15 protein-coding genes are annotated in these 14,965 nt (G+C 54.7%); 13 read left to right on the top strand and 2 right to left on the bottom strand.

Annotated features, from left to right (window positions below):
- Positions 1–20 precede the first annotated feature (20 nt).
- The 5 genes from atpG to glmS all read left to right on the top strand — a co-directional run bounded on the left by atpG (position 21) and on the right by glmS (position 6,390).
- Entirely contained in the window at positions 21–884 is an 864-nt protein-coding gene (gene atpG / locus FCL49_RS19695; protein WP_174354830.1) for a F0F1 ATP synthase subunit gamma, read from the top strand.
- A gap of 32 nt (positions 885–916) precedes the next feature.
- Positions 917–2,299: a F0F1 ATP synthase subunit beta gene (gene atpD, locus FCL49_RS19690; protein ID WP_012004485.1), complete on the top strand. Its 1,383-nt coding sequence runs from the start codon at positions 917–919 to the stop codon at positions 2,297–2,299.
- A gap of 20 nt (positions 2,300–2,319) precedes the next feature.
- Positions 2,320–2,739, top strand: coding sequence for a F0F1 ATP synthase subunit epsilon (locus FCL49_RS19685; RefSeq protein ID WP_004950490.1), 420 nt, complete (start codon positions 2,320–2,322; stop codon positions 2,737–2,739).
- 296 nt (positions 2,740–3,035) lie between these two features.
- On the top strand, positions 3,036–4,406 hold the full coding sequence (gene glmU / locus FCL49_RS19680; RefSeq protein ID WP_174354829.1) for a bifunctional UDP-N-acetylglucosamine diphosphorylase/glucosamine-1-phosphate N-acetyltransferase GlmU: 1,371 nt from the start codon (positions 3,036–3,038) through the stop codon (positions 4,404–4,406).
- Positions 4,407–4,560: 154 nt separating this feature from the next.
- Positions 4,561–6,390: a glutamine--fructose-6-phosphate transaminase (isomerizing) gene (gene glmS / locus FCL49_RS19675; protein WP_153858537.1), complete on the top strand. Its 1,830-nt coding sequence runs from the start codon at positions 4,561–4,563 to the stop codon at positions 6,388–6,390.
- 48 nt (positions 6,391–6,438) lie between these two features.
- On the opposite strand, the gene FCL49_RS19670 is transcribed toward glmS, so the two are convergent.
- Entirely contained in the window at positions 6,439–6,819 is a 381-nt protein-coding gene (locus FCL49_RS19670; RefSeq protein ID WP_174354828.1) for a hypothetical protein, read from the bottom strand.
- Between the two features lie 217 nt (positions 6,820–7,036).
- Here FCL49_RS19670 and pstS point away from each other — a divergent pair, with 217 nt between their 5' ends.
- The 8 genes from pstS (at position 7,037) to FCL49_RS19630 (ending at position 14,131) form a co-directional block, all read left to right on the top strand.
- Positions 7,037–8,077 (top strand): phosphate ABC transporter substrate-binding protein PstS, encoded by a 1,041-nt coding sequence (gene pstS, locus FCL49_RS19665; protein ID WP_174354827.1) that lies wholly within the window; start codon positions 7,037–7,039, stop codon positions 8,075–8,077.
- Positions 8,078–8,169: 92 nt separating this feature from the next.
- Positions 8,170–9,126 carry a phosphate ABC transporter permease PstC gene (pstC, locus tag FCL49_RS19660; protein WP_174354826.1) on the top strand — a complete coding sequence of 319 codons (957 nt, stop codon included), beginning with the start codon at positions 8,170–8,172 and terminating at the stop codon, positions 9,124–9,126.
- Position 9,127: 1 nt separating this feature from the next.
- A complete protein-coding gene (pstA, locus tag FCL49_RS19655; RefSeq protein WP_174354825.1) occupies positions 9,128–10,018 on the top strand; it encodes a phosphate ABC transporter permease PstA in 891 nt (296 codons plus the stop codon).
- Positions 10,019–10,066: 48 nt separating this feature from the next.
- The gene (gene pstB, locus FCL49_RS19650) at positions 10,067–10,843 is read left to right on the top strand and encodes a phosphate ABC transporter ATP-binding protein PstB (protein WP_135314559.1); all 777 of its coding nucleotides are present in this window, start codon (positions 10,067–10,069) and stop codon (positions 10,841–10,843) included.
- An 11-nt stretch (positions 10,844–10,854) separates the two neighbouring features.
- Positions 10,855–11,589 (top strand): phosphate signaling complex protein PhoU, encoded by a 735-nt coding sequence (gene phoU / locus FCL49_RS19645; protein WP_085120124.1) that lies wholly within the window; start codon positions 10,855–10,857, stop codon positions 11,587–11,589.
- A gap of 168 nt (positions 11,590–11,757) precedes the next feature.
- The gene (locus tag FCL49_RS19640) at positions 11,758–12,597 is read left to right on the top strand and encodes an ABC transporter substrate-binding protein (RefSeq protein WP_174354824.1); all 840 of its coding nucleotides are present in this window, start codon (positions 11,758–11,760) and stop codon (positions 12,595–12,597) included.
- A 78-nt stretch (positions 12,598–12,675) separates the two neighbouring features.
- The gene (locus FCL49_RS19635; protein ID WP_174354823.1) at positions 12,676–13,389 is read left to right on the top strand and encodes an amino acid ABC transporter permease; all 714 of its coding nucleotides are present in this window, start codon (positions 12,676–12,678) and stop codon (positions 13,387–13,389) included.
- A 1-nt stretch (position 13,390) separates the two neighbouring features.
- Entirely contained in the window at positions 13,391–14,131 is a 741-nt protein-coding gene (locus FCL49_RS19630) for an amino acid ABC transporter permease (protein ID WP_174354822.1), read from the top strand.
- On the opposite strand, the gene yieH is transcribed toward FCL49_RS19630, so the two are convergent.
- Positions 14,124–14,789 carry a 6-phosphogluconate phosphatase gene (gene yieH, locus FCL49_RS19625; RefSeq protein WP_174354821.1) on the bottom strand — a complete coding sequence of 222 codons (666 nt, stop codon included), beginning with the start codon at positions 14,787–14,789 and terminating at the stop codon, positions 14,124–14,126. The two genes, FCL49_RS19630 and yieH, sit on opposite strands and share 8 nt — an antisense overlap.
- Positions 14,790–14,965: the final 176 nt, after the last annotated feature.

The raw sequence follows: 14,965 nt of genomic DNA, 5'->3' as shown, positions 1-14,965 counted from the left end.
GGCAATGAGGAGAAGCAGACATGGCCGGCGCAAAAGAGATACGTAGTAAGATCGCGAGCGTGCAAAACACGCAAAAGATCACTAAAGCGATGGAAATGGTCGCCGCCTCCAAAATGCGTAAATCGCAGGAACGCATGGCGGCCAGCCGTCCTTATGCAGAGACCATGCGCAAAGTGATTGGTCACCTTGCGTTGGGTAATCTGGAATATAAGCACCCGTACCTGGATGAGCGTGATGTTAAGCGCGTCGGGTATCTGGTGGTGTCTACTGACCGTGGTCTCTGTGGTGGCTTGAACATTAACCTGTTCAAGCGGCTGTTGGCAGAGATGAAAGGCTGGTCCGAAAAAGGTGTCGAAACTGATTTGGCACTGATTGGCTCTAAAGCCGCTTCTTTCTTTGGTTCCGTGGGTGGCAACGTGGTTGCCCAGGTCACCGGCATGGGGGATAACCCTTCCCTGTCGGAGCTGATCGGTCCGGTGAAAGTGATGCTGCAAGCCTACGACGAAGGTCGTTTGGACAAGCTGTACATTGTCAGTAACAAATTTATCAATACGATGTCCCAAGAACCACAGATCGTTCAGCTGCTGCCGTTGCCGCCTGCCGATGACGGTGAGCTGAAGAAAAAATCTTGGGATTACCTGTATGAACCCGATCCAAAAGTGCTGCTTGATACCTTGCTGCGTCGCTATGTGGAATCTCAGGTTTATCAGGGCGTCGTGGAAAACCTGGCCAGCGAGCAGGCCGCACGAATGGTAGCGATGAAAGCCGCAACCGATAACGGCGGTAGCCTGATCAAAGAGCTGCAGTTGGTATACAACAAGGCTCGTCAGGCCAGCATCACTCAGGAACTCACCGAGATCGTTTCGGGAGCCTCCGCGGTTTAAGCTAGGTTTACGAATTACGTAGAGGATTCAAGATGGCTACTGGAAAGATTATCCAGGTAATCGGCGCCGTAGTGGACGTCGAGTTCCCTCAGGATGCCGTACCAAAAGTGTACAACGCTCTTGAGGTAGAAAACGGTGCCAATAAGCTGGTGCTGGAAGTTCAGCAACAGTTGGGCGGTGGCGTGGTTCGCTGTATCGCAATGGGGACCTCTGATGGTCTGCGTCGCGGTCTGAAAGTCACAGACCTGGACCACCCAATTGAAGTACCGGTAGGTAAAGCTACCCTGGGCCGTATCATGAACGTATTGGGTGAACCAATCGACATGAAGGGCGATATCGGCGAAGAAGAACGTTGGGCGATTCACCGTCCGGCGCCAAGCTACGAAGATTTGGCCAACTCCCAGGATCTGCTGGAAACCGGTATCAAGGTAATGGACCTGATCTGCCCGTTCGCCAAGGGTGGTAAAGTCGGTCTGTTCGGTGGTGCGGGCGTTGGTAAAACCGTAAACATGATGGAGCTGATCCGTAACATCGCGATCGAGCACTCCGGTTATTCTGTGTTTGCGGGCGTGGGTGAGCGTACTCGTGAGGGTAACGACTTCTACCACGAAATGAACGACTCCAACGTACTGGACAAAGTATCCCTGGTTTACGGCCAGATGAACGAGCCACCGGGTAACCGTCTGCGCGTTGCTCTGACCGGTCTGACCATGGCGGAGAAATTCCGTGACGAAGGCCGTGACGTTCTGCTGTTCGTTGATAACATCTACCGTTATACCCTGGCCGGTACCGAAGTGTCCGCACTTCTGGGCCGTATGCCATCGGCGGTAGGTTATCAGCCAACGCTGGCGGAAGAGATGGGTGTTCTGCAAGAACGTATCACCTCTACCAAGACTGGTTCAATCACCTCCGTACAGGCCGTTTACGTCCCTGCGGATGACTTGACTGACCCGTCACCAGCCACCACCTTTGCTCACTTGGATGCAACCGTGGTACTGAGCCGTAATATCGCTTCTCTGGGTATCTACCCGGCCGTTGACCCGCTGGATTCTACCAGCCGTCAGCTGGATCCGCTGGTAGTTGGCCAGGAGCACTACGATGTAGCGCGTGGCGTGCAGTCGATTCTGCAACGCTATCAGGAACTGAAAGATATTATCGCAATCCTGGGTATGGACGAGCTGTCTGAAGAAGACAAACTGGTCGTATCCCGTGCGCGTAAAATCCAACGCTTCCTGTCTCAGCCGTTCTTCGTGGCAGAAGTCTTCACCGGTTCTCCGGGCAAGTTCGTATCGCTGAAAGACACCATCCGTGGTTTCAAAGGCATTATGGACGGCGACTATGACCACCTGCCTGAACAAGCGTTCTACATGGTTGGCACCATTGAAGAAGCAGTGGAAAAAGCCAAGAAACTGTAACGTCTTGAGAGGAGGGTGATATGGCTATGACTTACCATCTGGATGTAGTCAGCGCGGAAAAACATATGTTTTCCGGCCTGGTGCAAAAGATCCAGGTGACAGGTAGCGAAGGCGAACTAGGGATTTTCCCTGGTCATGCGCCGCTGCTGACTGCCATCAAGCCTGGCATGGTGCGTATTGTTAAACAACACGGTGAAGAAGAGTTCATCTACCTGTCCGGCGGTATCCTTGAGGTACAACCGAGCGTGGTCACCGTGCTGGCTGACACTGCTATCCGTGGAACGGACCTCGACGAAGCGAGAGCGCTGGAAGCTAAGCGTAAAGCTGAAGAACATATCAGTAGCTCTCATGGCGATGTCGACTATGCTCAGGCATCTGCAGAACTGGCGAAAGCGATCGCAAAACTGCGCGTTATCGAGCTCACCAGAAGATCGATGTAATATTTTGGCGCGTGCATAACGCAGCCAAAATTAAGAAAGCGGCCTATTGGGTCGCTTTTTTTTTGTTTTAAAATAAGCCTGATACCCCGGCAGGCATTGTGAGGTATAACCTTCAATAGCGGCTGGAAATGTCGCCGATCGCCGACAGTTCTCCCCACCGTCGGGTTACTGGGGCGTTAACTTCGGCGTGCTTAGTGCCCCAAGGCCTGCGCTGGGTTCGTGCAGAGAAATATGTAGTAATATCGTCACTAAAGGGTTCTACTTTCGTCTATTAAAATGGAGTTATCAGGTTGCTTATGTCGAACAGCGCAATGAGTGTGGTGATCCTCGCCGCGGGCAAGGGAACACGCATGTATTCCGATCTTCCCAAGGTGTTACATCCGTTGGCCGGCAAGCCGATGGTGCAGCACGTCATTGATGCCGCGATGAAACTGGGCGCGAAAAACGTCCATCTGGTGTACGGCCATGGCGGCGACTTGTTGAAAAACACCCTGACCGACGGCGCACTGAACTGGGTGCTGCAGGCCGAGCAATTGGGTACCGGCCATGCCATGCAGCAGGCGGCCCCGCATTTTGCCGATGATGAAGACGTGCTGATGCTGTACGGCGACGTCCCGCTGATTTCTGTCGATACTTTGCAGCGTCTGATGGCCGCGAAGCCACAGGGCGGCATTGGCCTGCTGACGGTGAAGCTGGCTGATCCAAGTGGTTACGGTCGCATCGTGCGTGAAAATGACCAGGTGGTGGGGATTGTTGAGCATAAAGATGCCAGCGAAGCCCAGCGCCAAATCAATGAAATCAACACCGGTATCCTGGTGGCCAACGGCCGCGATCTCAAGCGCTGGTTGGGGATGCTGAATAACGAAAACGCACAGGGTGAATTCTACATCACCGATATCATTGCGCTGGCCCATGCCGACGGCAAGAAAATTGAAGCCGTGCATCCGTCACGCCTGAGTGAAGTGGAAGGCGTGAATAACCGTCTGCAACTGTCTCGGCTTGAGCGCATCTATCAGGCAGAACAGTCTGAAAAATTGCTGTTGGCCGGCGTAATGCTGCTGGATCCGGCGCGGTTTGACCTGCGCGGGGAACTTGTGCACGGCCGCGACATCTCTATTGATGCCAACGTTATTATTGAAGGCACGGTCAAGCTCGGGGATCGGGTGAAAATAGGTGCTGGCTGCGTGTTGAAAAACTGCGAGATCGGCGATGACTGCGAAATCAGCCCGTACAGCGTGCTGGAAGATGCCGTGCTGGCAGCGGAATGCACCGTGGGTCCCTTTGCCCGCTTGCGTCCGGGTGCTGAGCTGGCGGTGGGTGCCCATGTTGGCAACTTCGTCGAAATGAAAAAGGCGCGTTTGGGCAAAGGTTCTAAAGCGGGTCATCTGAGCTACCTGGGTGATGCCGAGATTGGCGACGATGTGAATATCGGTGCCGGTACCATCACCTGTAACTATGATGGTGCCAATAAGCATAAAACCATTATCGGCGATGGCGTGTTCGTCGGTTCCGACACCCAGCTGGTGGCGCCAGTGTCTGTCGGCAAAGGTTCTACCATTGCCGCCGGCACTACGGTAACCCGTGATATCGGTGAAGATGAACTGGTACTGAGCCGCGTCAAGCAGGTGCATATCCAGGGCTGGCAGCGCCCGGTCAAGAAGAAGTAACCCGTGTGTTTTGCGTTGGGCTCTGCTTAAGAGCCCAATACAAAACATAATAATCCCCATTCTCTACAGGCTCGGGGACGCACGGTAAAAACCGGCAAAATCAGGTCAAGACATCGAAAGCGCCCCGAAAGGCGTTTAATTAGGAATACAACTGATGTGTGGAATTGTAGGCGCAGTAGCGCAACGTGATATTGCAGAGATTCTGTTGGAAGGGTTACGCCGTCTTGAATACCGTGGCTATGACTCAGCCGGTTTGGCGGTGGTGGATGCCGAAGGTAACGTCAGCCGTTTACGCCGCGTGGGCAAAGTCAATAAACTGGCCGAAGCCGCTGAACAACATGAATTGCATGGGGGCACCGGTATTGCTCACACCCGCTGGGCAACGCACGGTGAACCTACCGAAGCTAACGCGCACCCGCATGTTTCTGATTACATTACGGTGGTGCATAACGGCATCATCGAAAACCACGAGCCGCTGCGTGAACTGCTGATCGAACGCGGTTATCACTTCAGCTCTGAAACCGATACCGAGGTGATTGCTCACCTGGTGCATTGGGAACAGCGCCAGGGGGGCACCTTGCTGGAAGTGGTTCAGCGCGTGATCCCTCAGTTGCGTGGCGCATACGGCACTGTGGTGATGGACAGCCGTGACCCAAGCGTGCTGGTGGCAGCGCGCTCCGGCAGCCCATTGGTTATCGGCCGTGGCGTAGGTGAAAACTTCCTGGCTTCCGATCAACTGGCGCTGTTGCCGGTAACCCGTCGCTTTATCTTCCTGGAAGAAGGTGACGTGGTGGAGATGACTCGCCGCACCGTCAACATTTTCGATAAGCAGGGCAACGCCGTTGAACGTCCTGAAATCGAATCCCAGGTGCAGTACGACGCCGGTGACAAAGGCGCTTATCGCCACTACATGCAAAAAGAGATCTACGAACAGCCTCTGGCGCTGAAGAACACCCTGGAAGGGCGTTTCAGCCATGGCCAAATCAACCTGAGCGAGCTGGGCCCGCGTGCCGACGAATTGTTGGCGAAGGTACAGCACGTGCAAATCATTGCCTGTGGGACTTCTTACCACTCCGGTATGGTTGCCCGCTATTGGTTCGAATCGCTGGCCGGCGTGCCTTGCGACGTGGAAATCGCGTCAGAATTCCGCTATCGCAAATCTGCCGTACGTCCGGGCAGCCTGATCATTACCTTGTCGCAGTCCGGTGAGACCGCCGATACCTTGGCGGCACTGCGCCTGTCGAAGGAACTGGGTTACCTCGGTTCGTTGGCTGTATGTAACGTGGCCGGTTCTTCACTGGTGCGTGAGTCCGATCTGGCGCTGATGACCAAGGCCGGTACCGAAATCGGTGTGGCTTCCACCAAGGCCTTTACTACCCAGCTTGCGGTGCTGTTGATGCTGGTGGCGCGTTTGGGTCGTCTGAAAGGCATGGCGGAAAGCGTTGAGCATGAAATTGTGCACGGCCTGCAGGCGTTGCCGGCGCGTATCGAGCAGATGCTGTCGCTGGACAAAAACATTGAAGCGCTGGCGGAAGGCTTCTCCGACAAGCATCACGCGTTGTTCCTCGGCCGTGGCGATCAGTACCCGATTGCTATGGAAGGCGCTCTGAAGCTCAAAGAGATTTCCTATATTCACGCAGAGGCCTATGCGGCCGGTGAGTTAAAACACGGCCCGCTGGCGTTGATCGATGCCGATATGCCGGTGATCGTGGTGGCGCCGAACAACGAACTGTTGGAAAAGCTGAAGTCCAATATTGAAGAAGTGCGCGCGCGCGGTGGCCAGCTGTACGTGTTCGCCGATCAGGATGCCGGTTTTGTCAGCAGCGAAGGCATGACCATCATCCCGTTACCGCACGTTGAAGAAATCGTGGCACCGATTTTCTACACCGTGCCGTTGCAGCTGCTGTCCTACCACGTCGCGCTGATCAAAGGCACCGACGTTGACCAGCCGCGCAACCTGGCGAAGTCTGTCACGGTAGAGTAACTCGCTGCTGTTAATCTCTAAAAGCCGGCCGCTGTGCCGGCTTTTTTACTATTTTATCTTGTTACTTATGTCTTGCACCGAGCGTTTCAGATTGCTGATTTCGCGTTGATTATTGTCTTGTTCTTGTAACTTTCGCTGCAGATTTCCGATCTCGCGGTTCTGATTTTGGCTGACTCTCTCCATATCGCTCAGCTTGCTTTCCAGTTTCTTAATCGTCTGTTCCTGAAGCCTTAATTGTTCTTTGAAGTTGTTTAAATCCCTAAGTTTATAATTAGAAATAGCATAGCCAGGGGCGTTGTTGCTCCAAACAAGGATTTCATCCCTATCGTCTCCCGATGTCTTGAGGCGCTGATATTCATTTGACGCCGTGGCGTTTGCTGAAGCCAGCAAACAAAGGCTAACCGCTGACAAGATAAGTGTTTTTTTCATGGAAGATCCCTTTGCGTGAGCAAGATATTATTGAATGTTTCAGATGAAAGAATAGCCTAATCAAGATGTTAATTGCACTATTGGTGCACTGTAATATAACTGTCATATTTCGTACATTTTACTGTCACCAAACTGTCCTATTTTCCCTCCTGCAGCAATACTTACTCTGATGAAAACGACTTGAAGTCGATTTTTGAATATCCCATTAGGAGGGATTATGAAACTGATGCGTACCACCGTCGCCAGTATTGTGGCAGCGACTTTCTCCCTGACCGCCGTGTCCGCGTTCGCTGCTGCTAGCCTGACCGGTGCAGGTGCGACATTCCCCGCTCCGGTTTATGCCAAGTGGGCAGATTCTTATCAGAAAGAAACCGGCAACAAAGTTAACTATCAGGGCATCGGCTCTTCTGGTGGCGTGAAGCAAATCATTGCCAACACCGTTGACTTTGGTGCTTCTGATGCGCCGTTGACTGACGAAAAACTGGCTGCTGATGGCCTGTTCCAGTTCCCTACCGTGATTGGTGGCGTGGTGCTGGCAGTTAACATCCCGGGCATCAAATCCGGTGAGCTGACCCTGGACGGTAAAACTCTGGGCGATATCTATCTGGGTAACGTGAAGAAGTGGAACGACCCGGCGATCACCAAGCTCAACCCAGGCGTTAAACTGCCGGATCAGAACATTGCCGTTGTGCGTCGTGCTGACGGTTCAGGTACTTCTTTCGTGTTCACCAGCTACCTGTCCAAAGCCAACGCCCAATGGAAAGAGAAAATTGGTGCAGGCTCTACCGTTAACTGGCCAACCGGCCTGGGCGGCAAGGGTAACGACGGCATCGCCGCCTTCGTACAACGTCTGCCAGGCTCTATCGGCTACGTGGAATACGCTTACGCCAAGCAGAACAACCTGGCTTACACCAAGCTGATTTCTGCCGATGGCAAAGCGGTTAGTCCGACAGAAGAGAGCTTCAGCGCCGCGGCCAAAGGCGTGGACTGGAGCAAGACCTTCGCACAGGACCTGACTAACCAGAAAGGCGACAACGCCTGGCCAATCACCTCTACCACCTTCATCCTGGTGCACAAAGAGCAGAAAAACCCGGCTCAGGGCACCGAAGTGCTGAAGTTCTTTGACTGGGCGTACAAAACTGGCGCCAAGCAGGCTAATGACCTGGATTACGCCACTCTGCCGAAAGAAGTTGTCGAGCAGGTGCGTGCAGCATGGAAAACCAACGTAAAAGACAGTTCCGGTAAAGCGCTGTACTAACAACGCAGGGGCGCGTGATTAAGCGCGCCCCACTCAGTTTTTCAGGGTCTGACCTATGTTGGGCCTGCCAGGGTTAAAACAGAGAGTGATCTATGGCTGAGTACAAGCCGACCATGAAAGCACCGAGTAAAAATGGTGACGTCATCTTCAGCGCGCTGGTTAAACTGGCAGCGCTGATTACCCTATTGTTGCTGGGCGGCATTATTGTTTCGCTGATCTTCGCCTCCTGGCCAAGCATCCAGAAATTCGGTTTCTCCTTCCTGTGGACCAAAGAGTGGGACGCGCCTGCCGAACAGTTCGGTGCGCTGGTACCGATTTACGGAACCGTGGTCACCTCGGTGATTGCACTGATTATTGCCGTTCCCGTCAGTTTTGGTATCGCGTTGTTCCTGACTGAGCTGGCGCCAAACTGGCTGCGACGTCCACTGGGTATCGCCATTGAACTGCTGGCGGCAATCCCAAGTATCGTTTACGGCATGTGGGGCCTGTTCGTGTTTGCCCCGCTGTTTGCCGAATATTTCCAGACTCCGGTTGGCGACGTGCTGTCCGGCATTCCGATTGTTGGTGAGCTGTTCTCTGGCCCGGCGTTCGGTATCGGTATTCTGGCTGCCGGGGTCATCCTGGCGATTATGATTATTCCTTACATCGCTGCCGTGATGCGCGATGTGTTCGAACAGACCCCGGTGATGATGAAAGAGTCGGCCTACGGCATCGGCTGCACCACCTGGGAAGTGATCTGGCGTATCGTGCTGCCGTTTACCAAGAATGGCGTGATTGGTGGTGTGATGCTGGGGTTGGGCCGCGCGCTGGGGGAAACCATGGCGGTGACCTTTATCATCGGTAACACCTACCAGCTCGACAGCGCCTCACTGTATATGCCGGGCAACAGTATTACCTCTGCGTTGGCCAATGAATTCGCCGAAGCGGAGTCTGGGGTTCACACCGCAGCGTTGATGGAGCTGGGCCTGATCCTGTTTGTTATCACCTTTATCGTCCTGGCGCTGTCGAAGTTGATGGTCATGCGTTTGGCCAAGAAGGAGGGACGCTAACGTGGCGACTATGGAAATGCAAAACAACCAGGCGCTGTTGGAAAGCCGTCGCAAAATGCAGGCCTGGCGCCGTCAGAAAAACCGCCTGGCGCTGTTCATGTCGATGGCGACCATGGCGTTTGGCCTGTTCTGGCTGGTGTGGATCCTGTTTTCCACCGTGACCAAAGGCATCGACGGCATGTCGCTGGCGCTGTTCACCGAAATGACCCCGCCACCGAACACTGCGGGTGGTGGCCTGGCTAACGCCATTGCCGGTAGCGGGCTGTTGATCATGTGGGCGACGATTTTTGGTACGCCGCTGGGCATTATGGCCGGCATTTACCTGGCAGAATACGGCCGTAAATCCTGGCTGGCGGAAGTCATCCGCTTTATTAACGACATCCTGTTATCGGCACCGTCGATCGTTGTGGGTCTGTTCGTCTACACCATTGTGGTGGCGAAGATGCAGCACTTCTCCGGTTGGGCCGGGATCATCGCCCTGGCGCTGTTGCAGGTGCCGATCGTGATTCGTACCACCGAGAATATGCTCAAGCTGGTGCCGGATACGCTGCGTGAGGCCGCTTACGCGCTGGGGACGCCGAAATGGCGCATGATTTCCGCCATCACGCTGAAAGCCTCGGTGTCCGGCATTATCACCGGCGTGCTGCTGGCGATTGCGCGCATTGCCGGGGAAACCGCACCGCTGCTGTTCACCTCGCTGTCGAATCAGTTCTGGAGCACCGACCTGATGCAGCCGATCGCCAACCTGCCGGTGACCATTTTCAAATTCGCCATGAGCCCGTTCGCAGAATGGCAAGAACTGGCCTGGGCCGGGGTGCTGTTGATTACCCTGTGTGTACTGCTACTGAATATCTTGGCGCGTGTGGTTTTCGCCAAGCAAAAACATTCATAAAATTTTGAGCGCGGCCATGGCGGCGCTGATGAAAAGAGAGAAGTCTTGATGAGTATGGTTAACGACGCTTCCAGCAGCAAAATTCAGGTACGCGATCTGAACTTCTACTATGGCAAATTCCATGCGCTGAAAAACATCACGCTGGATATCGCCAAGAACAAGGTCACCGCGTTCATCGGCCCATCCGGTTGTGGTAAATCGACCCTGCTGCGCACTTTCAACAAGATGTATCAGTTATACCCTGAGCAGCGTGCCGAAGGCGGCATCCTGCTCGATGGGCAGAATATTCTGACCGACAACTCGGATATCGCCCTGCTGCGCGCCAAGGTCGGCATGGTGTTCCAGAAGCCGACGCCGTTCCCGATGTCGATTTACGACAATATCGCCTTCGGTGTGCGTCTGTTTGAAAAGCTGTCGCGTGCCGATATGGATGAGCGTGTACAGTGGGCTTTAACCAAGGCTGCACTGTGGAACGAAACCAAGGACAAGCTGCAACAGAGCGGTTACAGCCTGTCCGGCGGCCAGCAGCAGCGTCTGTGTATCGCCCGCGGCATCGCTATTCGTCCGGACGTATTATTGCTGGATGAACCTTGCTCGGCGCTGGATCCGATTTCCACCGGCAAGATTGAAGAGCTGATCAGCGAGCTGAAGTCTGACTACACCGTGGTGATCGTAACCCACAACATGCAGCAGGCTGCGCGTTGCTCCGACTCCACGGCATTTATGTATCTGGGCGAACTGATCGAGTTCAGTGATACTGATACCCTGTTCACTGCGCCGCAGAAAAAACAGACCGAAGACTACATCACTGGCCGTTATGGTTGATAGGATGCATCATGGATAACCTGAATTTAAACAAACACATTTCCGGCCAGTTCAACGCAGAACTTGAGCACATCCGCACCCAGGTGTTGACCATGGGCGGGCTGGTGGAACAGCAACTGACTGACGCCATTACCGCGATGCATAACCAGGACGGTGAGTTGGCCAAGCGCGTAATTGAAGGCGACGCCAAGGTCAATATGATGGAAGTGGCGATCGACGAGGCCTGCGTGCGGATCATTGCCAAACGTCAGCCGACCGCCAGCGACCTGCGCCTGGTGATGGCGATTATCAAGACCATCTCCGAGCTGGAACGTATCGGCGACGTGGCGGATAAAATCTGCCGCACCGCGCTGGAAAAGTTCTCGCACCAGCACCAGCCGCTGTTGGTGAGCCTGGAGTCGCTGGGCCGCCACACCGTGCAGATGCTGCATGACGTGCTGGACGCCTTCGCGCGTATGGATCTGGATGAAGCGATCCGAATTTATCGCGAAGACAGAAAGGTCGATCAGGAGTATGAAGGCATCGTGCGTCAGTTGATGACTTACATGATGGAAGACACGCGCACCATTCCCAGCGTGCTGACCGCGTTGTTCTGCGCCCGTTCAATCGAGCGTATCGGCGACCGTTGCCAGAACATCTGCGAATTTATCTTCTACTTCGTGAAAGGTCAGGACTTCCGTCATATTGGTGGCGATGCGCTGGAAAAGCTGTTGTCCTCCGACGGTAAAGACGAGAAAAAAGAGTAACTTTCCCCTCGAGTGACCTCATAAAGGCGCAGAAAACTGCGCCTTTATGCTATTAAAAACCCCCAAAGACAAAAAGGTTATAAATATAGCTTTTTATATTATTTCCTGACCTAAGTGGGACTTGTTAGCGTAGCAGCCAGCAGGACATCAACCCCTTAGGAGCAATTCATGAAACATCGCGTTTTGGCCTTAACTTTGTTAGCCAGCCTGACCAGCCTCGCCACCGGTGCCGCGCATGCGGACAAACTCGACGACATCAAGAAAGCCGGCGTAGTGCGTATCGCGGTGTTCGACAGCAATCCGCCGTTCGGTTATATCGATCCGCAAAGCAAAAAGCTGGTGGGCTATGACGTTGATGTGGCCGATGCGATCGGCAAAGCGCTGGGGGTGAAGGTGGAGCTGCGTGCCACTAACCCGGCCAACCGTATTCCTTTACTGGTAGCGAAAAAGGTCGATTTGATCGCCGCCAACTTCACCATTACTGACGAGCGCGCCAAGGAAGTGAACTTTAGCGTGCCGTACTTCGCTACCGGCCAGAAATTTATCGCCCATAAGGGCGTGCTGAAAACCCCGGAAGATATCAAAAAACTGCGCATCGGCGCGGACAAAGGCACGGTGCAGGAAATTACCCTGCGTGAACATTACCCGACGGCCAAAGTGATCTCTTACGACGATACTCCGCTGGCGTTCGTAGCACTGCGCAACGGCAACGTGCAGGCGATTACTCAGGATGATGCCAAGCTGGTGGGCCTGCTCGGCAACCTGCCGGCAGCACAGAAAGCGGACTTCGAAATCTCGCCGTTCAGCATCACCAAAGAGTACCAGGGGGTGGGTATTCCCAAAGGTGAAGACCGCCTGACCGCCAGCGTTAACGACACCTTGATCAAGCTGGAAAAAGACGGTGAAGCGGCGAAGATCTACGATCGCTGGTTTGGCCCGGAAACCAAAACCGCGCAGCCGCGCGGTGACTTCAAAATCGCGCCTTTGGATCAACAGCCGAAGGCCTGATTTTCACGGGGCTGAAATCTGTTTGGAGGGGCGCAGCTTGCTGCGCCCCTGACGCATTTTGCAAGACAAGGATTGACCATGAATCTGGACTGGCTGCTGGCGCCGGAGTATCTGAGCTGGCTATGGCGGGGTTTCCTGCTGACGCTGTGGCTTTCCGCCTGTGCGAGCCTGGCCGCCACGCTGTTGGGATTTTTACTGACCGCGATGCGTGACAGCCCCCTGTGGACACTGCGCTGGTTGGCGGTGGGGTATAGCTCGTTGTTTCGCAACACGCCGTTGCTGGTGCAGCTGTTCTTTTGGTATTTCGCCGCCGGGCAAATCCTGCCTTCTGCCGCCATGCAGTGGCTCAACACTTCACATCAAATCGGTCCGCTTGAGTGGCCGTCGTTTGAATTTCTCGCCGGCTTTTTCGGCCTGACGCTGTACTCCAGTGCCTTTATCGCCGAAGAGATCCGTTCCGGCATCCGAGGTGTCGCCGGTGGGCAAAAATATGCGGCCAACGCGCTGGGATTAACCGGCTGGCAGGCGATGCGCTATGTGGTGCTGCCGCAGGCGCTGAAAATCGCCATGCCGCCGCTGCTGGGCCAGTATATGAACGTGATAAAAAACTCCTCACTGACCATGGCGATCGGCGTTGCCGAGCTGTCCTATGCTTCGCGTCAGGTGGAAACCGAGACGCTACGCACCTTCCAGGCGTTTGGCGTGGCGACGGTGCTGTACATCGCCATCATTGCCCTGTTGGAAGGTTGGGGCATGTGGCGACAGCAGCGTAAACCGCTGAGAGGGCATTAAGATGGATTTCAGCGTCATTTACGACAATCTGGGTTATCTGCTGTGGGGCACCTGGCCGGACGGGCCGCTGGGGGGCGCAGCGCTGACGTTGGCGATCAGCCTGATGGCCGGCGTGGTTTCGGCCATTATCGGCACCTTGCTGGGGGTGGCTCTGGCGATGTCGCGCGGCGTGGCGGCCGGGTTGCTGGCCATGCTGCTGGGGTTTTTCCGCGCCATCCCGGTGATCATGCTGATTTTCTGGACCTATTTCCTGCTGCCTATCGTTTTTGGTGTGGATATTCCGGAAATCACCACCGTAGTTTGCGCATTGGCGCTGATCGCCTCGGCCTATCTGGCGCATGCGGTGAAGGCGGGGATTATCGCCATCGGCCCCGGCCAGTGGCAGGCGGGTTTGTCTCTGGGATTGACCCGTTGGCAAACGCTACGGATGATCGTGTTGCCGCAGGCGTTGCGGATGATGGTGCCTTCGTTTATCAACCAGTGGATTTCGCTGATCAAGGACACTTCGCTGGCCTATATCGTTGGTGTCGGTGAGTTGACGTTCCTGGCGACCCAGGTCAACAACCGCAGCATGGTATACCCGATGGAAGTCTTCCTGTTTATCGCCCTGGTGTACTTTGTGTTCTGTCTGGCGCTGGATCTGCTGGCCAATGCGGTCAACCGCCGCTTTAGCCCGCAGACCCGGGCGTTGAAACGCTCATGGCGCTGGTGGCGCAACAAACCGCCGTTGCCGGCTAGTTAGTCAACTGCCAGCCGCGTTCACGCCACAGCGCAGGTAATTGCGCCAAATCGTCGAATGCGGTGACCAGCGGATGGTCGATCGGTTGGTTGTGCGGATCGGCGCAGAAGTAAAATACCGGGATCCCGGCCGCGATCCCTGCCTGTGCACCGGCAGCGGAGTCGTCCACCAGGATGCAACGTTCCACGGCAACCTGCATTTTTTCGGCGGCGTGAAACACGATCGCCGGGTCCGGTTTCCAGCGCTGAATGTCATAGCCGCTGAACAACCGGTCATCAAAATAGTGCAGCATGTCGGTCAGGCCGAGCGAGTGCTGCATTTTGCTGACCGGGCCGTTAGACACGGTACACATTGGTACTGCCACCTGCGCCAGCAGCTCGCGCGCACCGGCAATCTGCTGCAGTTCACTGTCAAACAGACGGGCCACTTCCTGACGGTATAAAGGCTCCAGTTCTTCCTTCGGCAAGGCGACGCCGTGCTCCGCATTAACCTGTTCGATAATCTCGTACAGTTTGACCCCTTTGTACTTCCTGAATACCTCGTCCAGCGAAAGGTGAATGCCATAGTGGGCAAACATGTGCACATAGGCTTTGCTGCACAGCACTTCGCTGTCCACCAGCGTGCCGTCGCAATCAAACAAAATACAGTCAATTTGGTTCATCAGGGGGCGTGTCCTTAGGTTATGCGGTGATAATGCCACTTTAACCGCATCAGGCAGGATTGCGACCCCAGAATCACCGATTGCCGATCAATCTCTGTAAATACAATCTGTTGAGTTTTTTAGCCGTAAAGACGGCGAAAAAAAGCTGTGAGCGGCGTCAAAACCCTGACTTTTTG

Source organism: Serratia proteamaculans, from assembly GCF_013337185.1.
GTDB lineage: Bacteria > Pseudomonadota > Gammaproteobacteria > Enterobacterales > Enterobacteriaceae > Serratia > Serratia proteamaculans_D.
Note: the sequence above shows the minus strand (reverse complement) of the source record. Positions and strands in the feature narration are given on the sequence as shown.

Excerpts from the sequence above, each read along its gene's own strand:
- atpG (WP_174354830.1), top strand. The coding sequence starts at position 21 with ATGGCCGGCGCAAAAGAGATACGTAGTAAGATCGCGAGCGTGCAAAAC.
- atpD (WP_012004485.1), top strand. The coding sequence starts at position 917 with ATGGCTACTGGAAAGATTATCCAGGTAATCGGCGCCGTAGTGGACGTC.
- FCL49_RS19685 (WP_004950490.1), top strand. The coding sequence starts at position 2,320 with ATGGCTATGACTTACCATCTGGATGTAGTCAGCGCGGAAAAACATATG.
- glmU (WP_174354829.1), top strand. The coding sequence starts at position 3,036 with ATGTCGAACAGCGCAATGAGTGTGGTGATCCTCGCCGCGGGCAAGGGA.
- glmS (WP_153858537.1), top strand. The coding sequence starts at position 4,561 with ATGTGTGGAATTGTAGGCGCAGTAGCGCAACGTGATATTGCAGAGATT.
- FCL49_RS19670 (WP_174354828.1), bottom strand. The coding sequence starts at position 6,819 with ATGAAAAAAACACTTATCTTGTCAGCGGTTAGCCTTTGTTTGCTGGCT.
- pstS (WP_174354827.1), top strand. The coding sequence starts at position 7,037 with ATGAAACTGATGCGTACCACCGTCGCCAGTATTGTGGCAGCGACTTTC.
- pstC (WP_174354826.1), top strand. The coding sequence starts at position 8,170 with ATGGCTGAGTACAAGCCGACCATGAAAGCACCGAGTAAAAATGGTGAC.
- pstB (WP_135314559.1), top strand. The coding sequence starts at position 10,067 with ATGAGTATGGTTAACGACGCTTCCAGCAGCAAAATTCAGGTACGCGAT.
- phoU (WP_085120124.1), top strand. The coding sequence starts at position 10,855 with ATGGATAACCTGAATTTAAACAAACACATTTCCGGCCAGTTCAACGCA.
- FCL49_RS19640 (WP_174354824.1), top strand. The coding sequence starts at position 11,758 with ATGAAACATCGCGTTTTGGCCTTAACTTTGTTAGCCAGCCTGACCAGC.
- FCL49_RS19635 (WP_174354823.1), top strand. The coding sequence starts at position 12,676 with ATGAATCTGGACTGGCTGCTGGCGCCGGAGTATCTGAGCTGGCTATGG.
- FCL49_RS19630 (WP_174354822.1), top strand. The coding sequence starts at position 13,391 with ATGGATTTCAGCGTCATTTACGACAATCTGGGTTATCTGCTGTGGGGC.
- yieH (WP_174354821.1), bottom strand. The coding sequence starts at position 14,789 with ATGAACCAAATTGACTGTATTTTGTTTGATTGCGACGGCACGCTGGTG.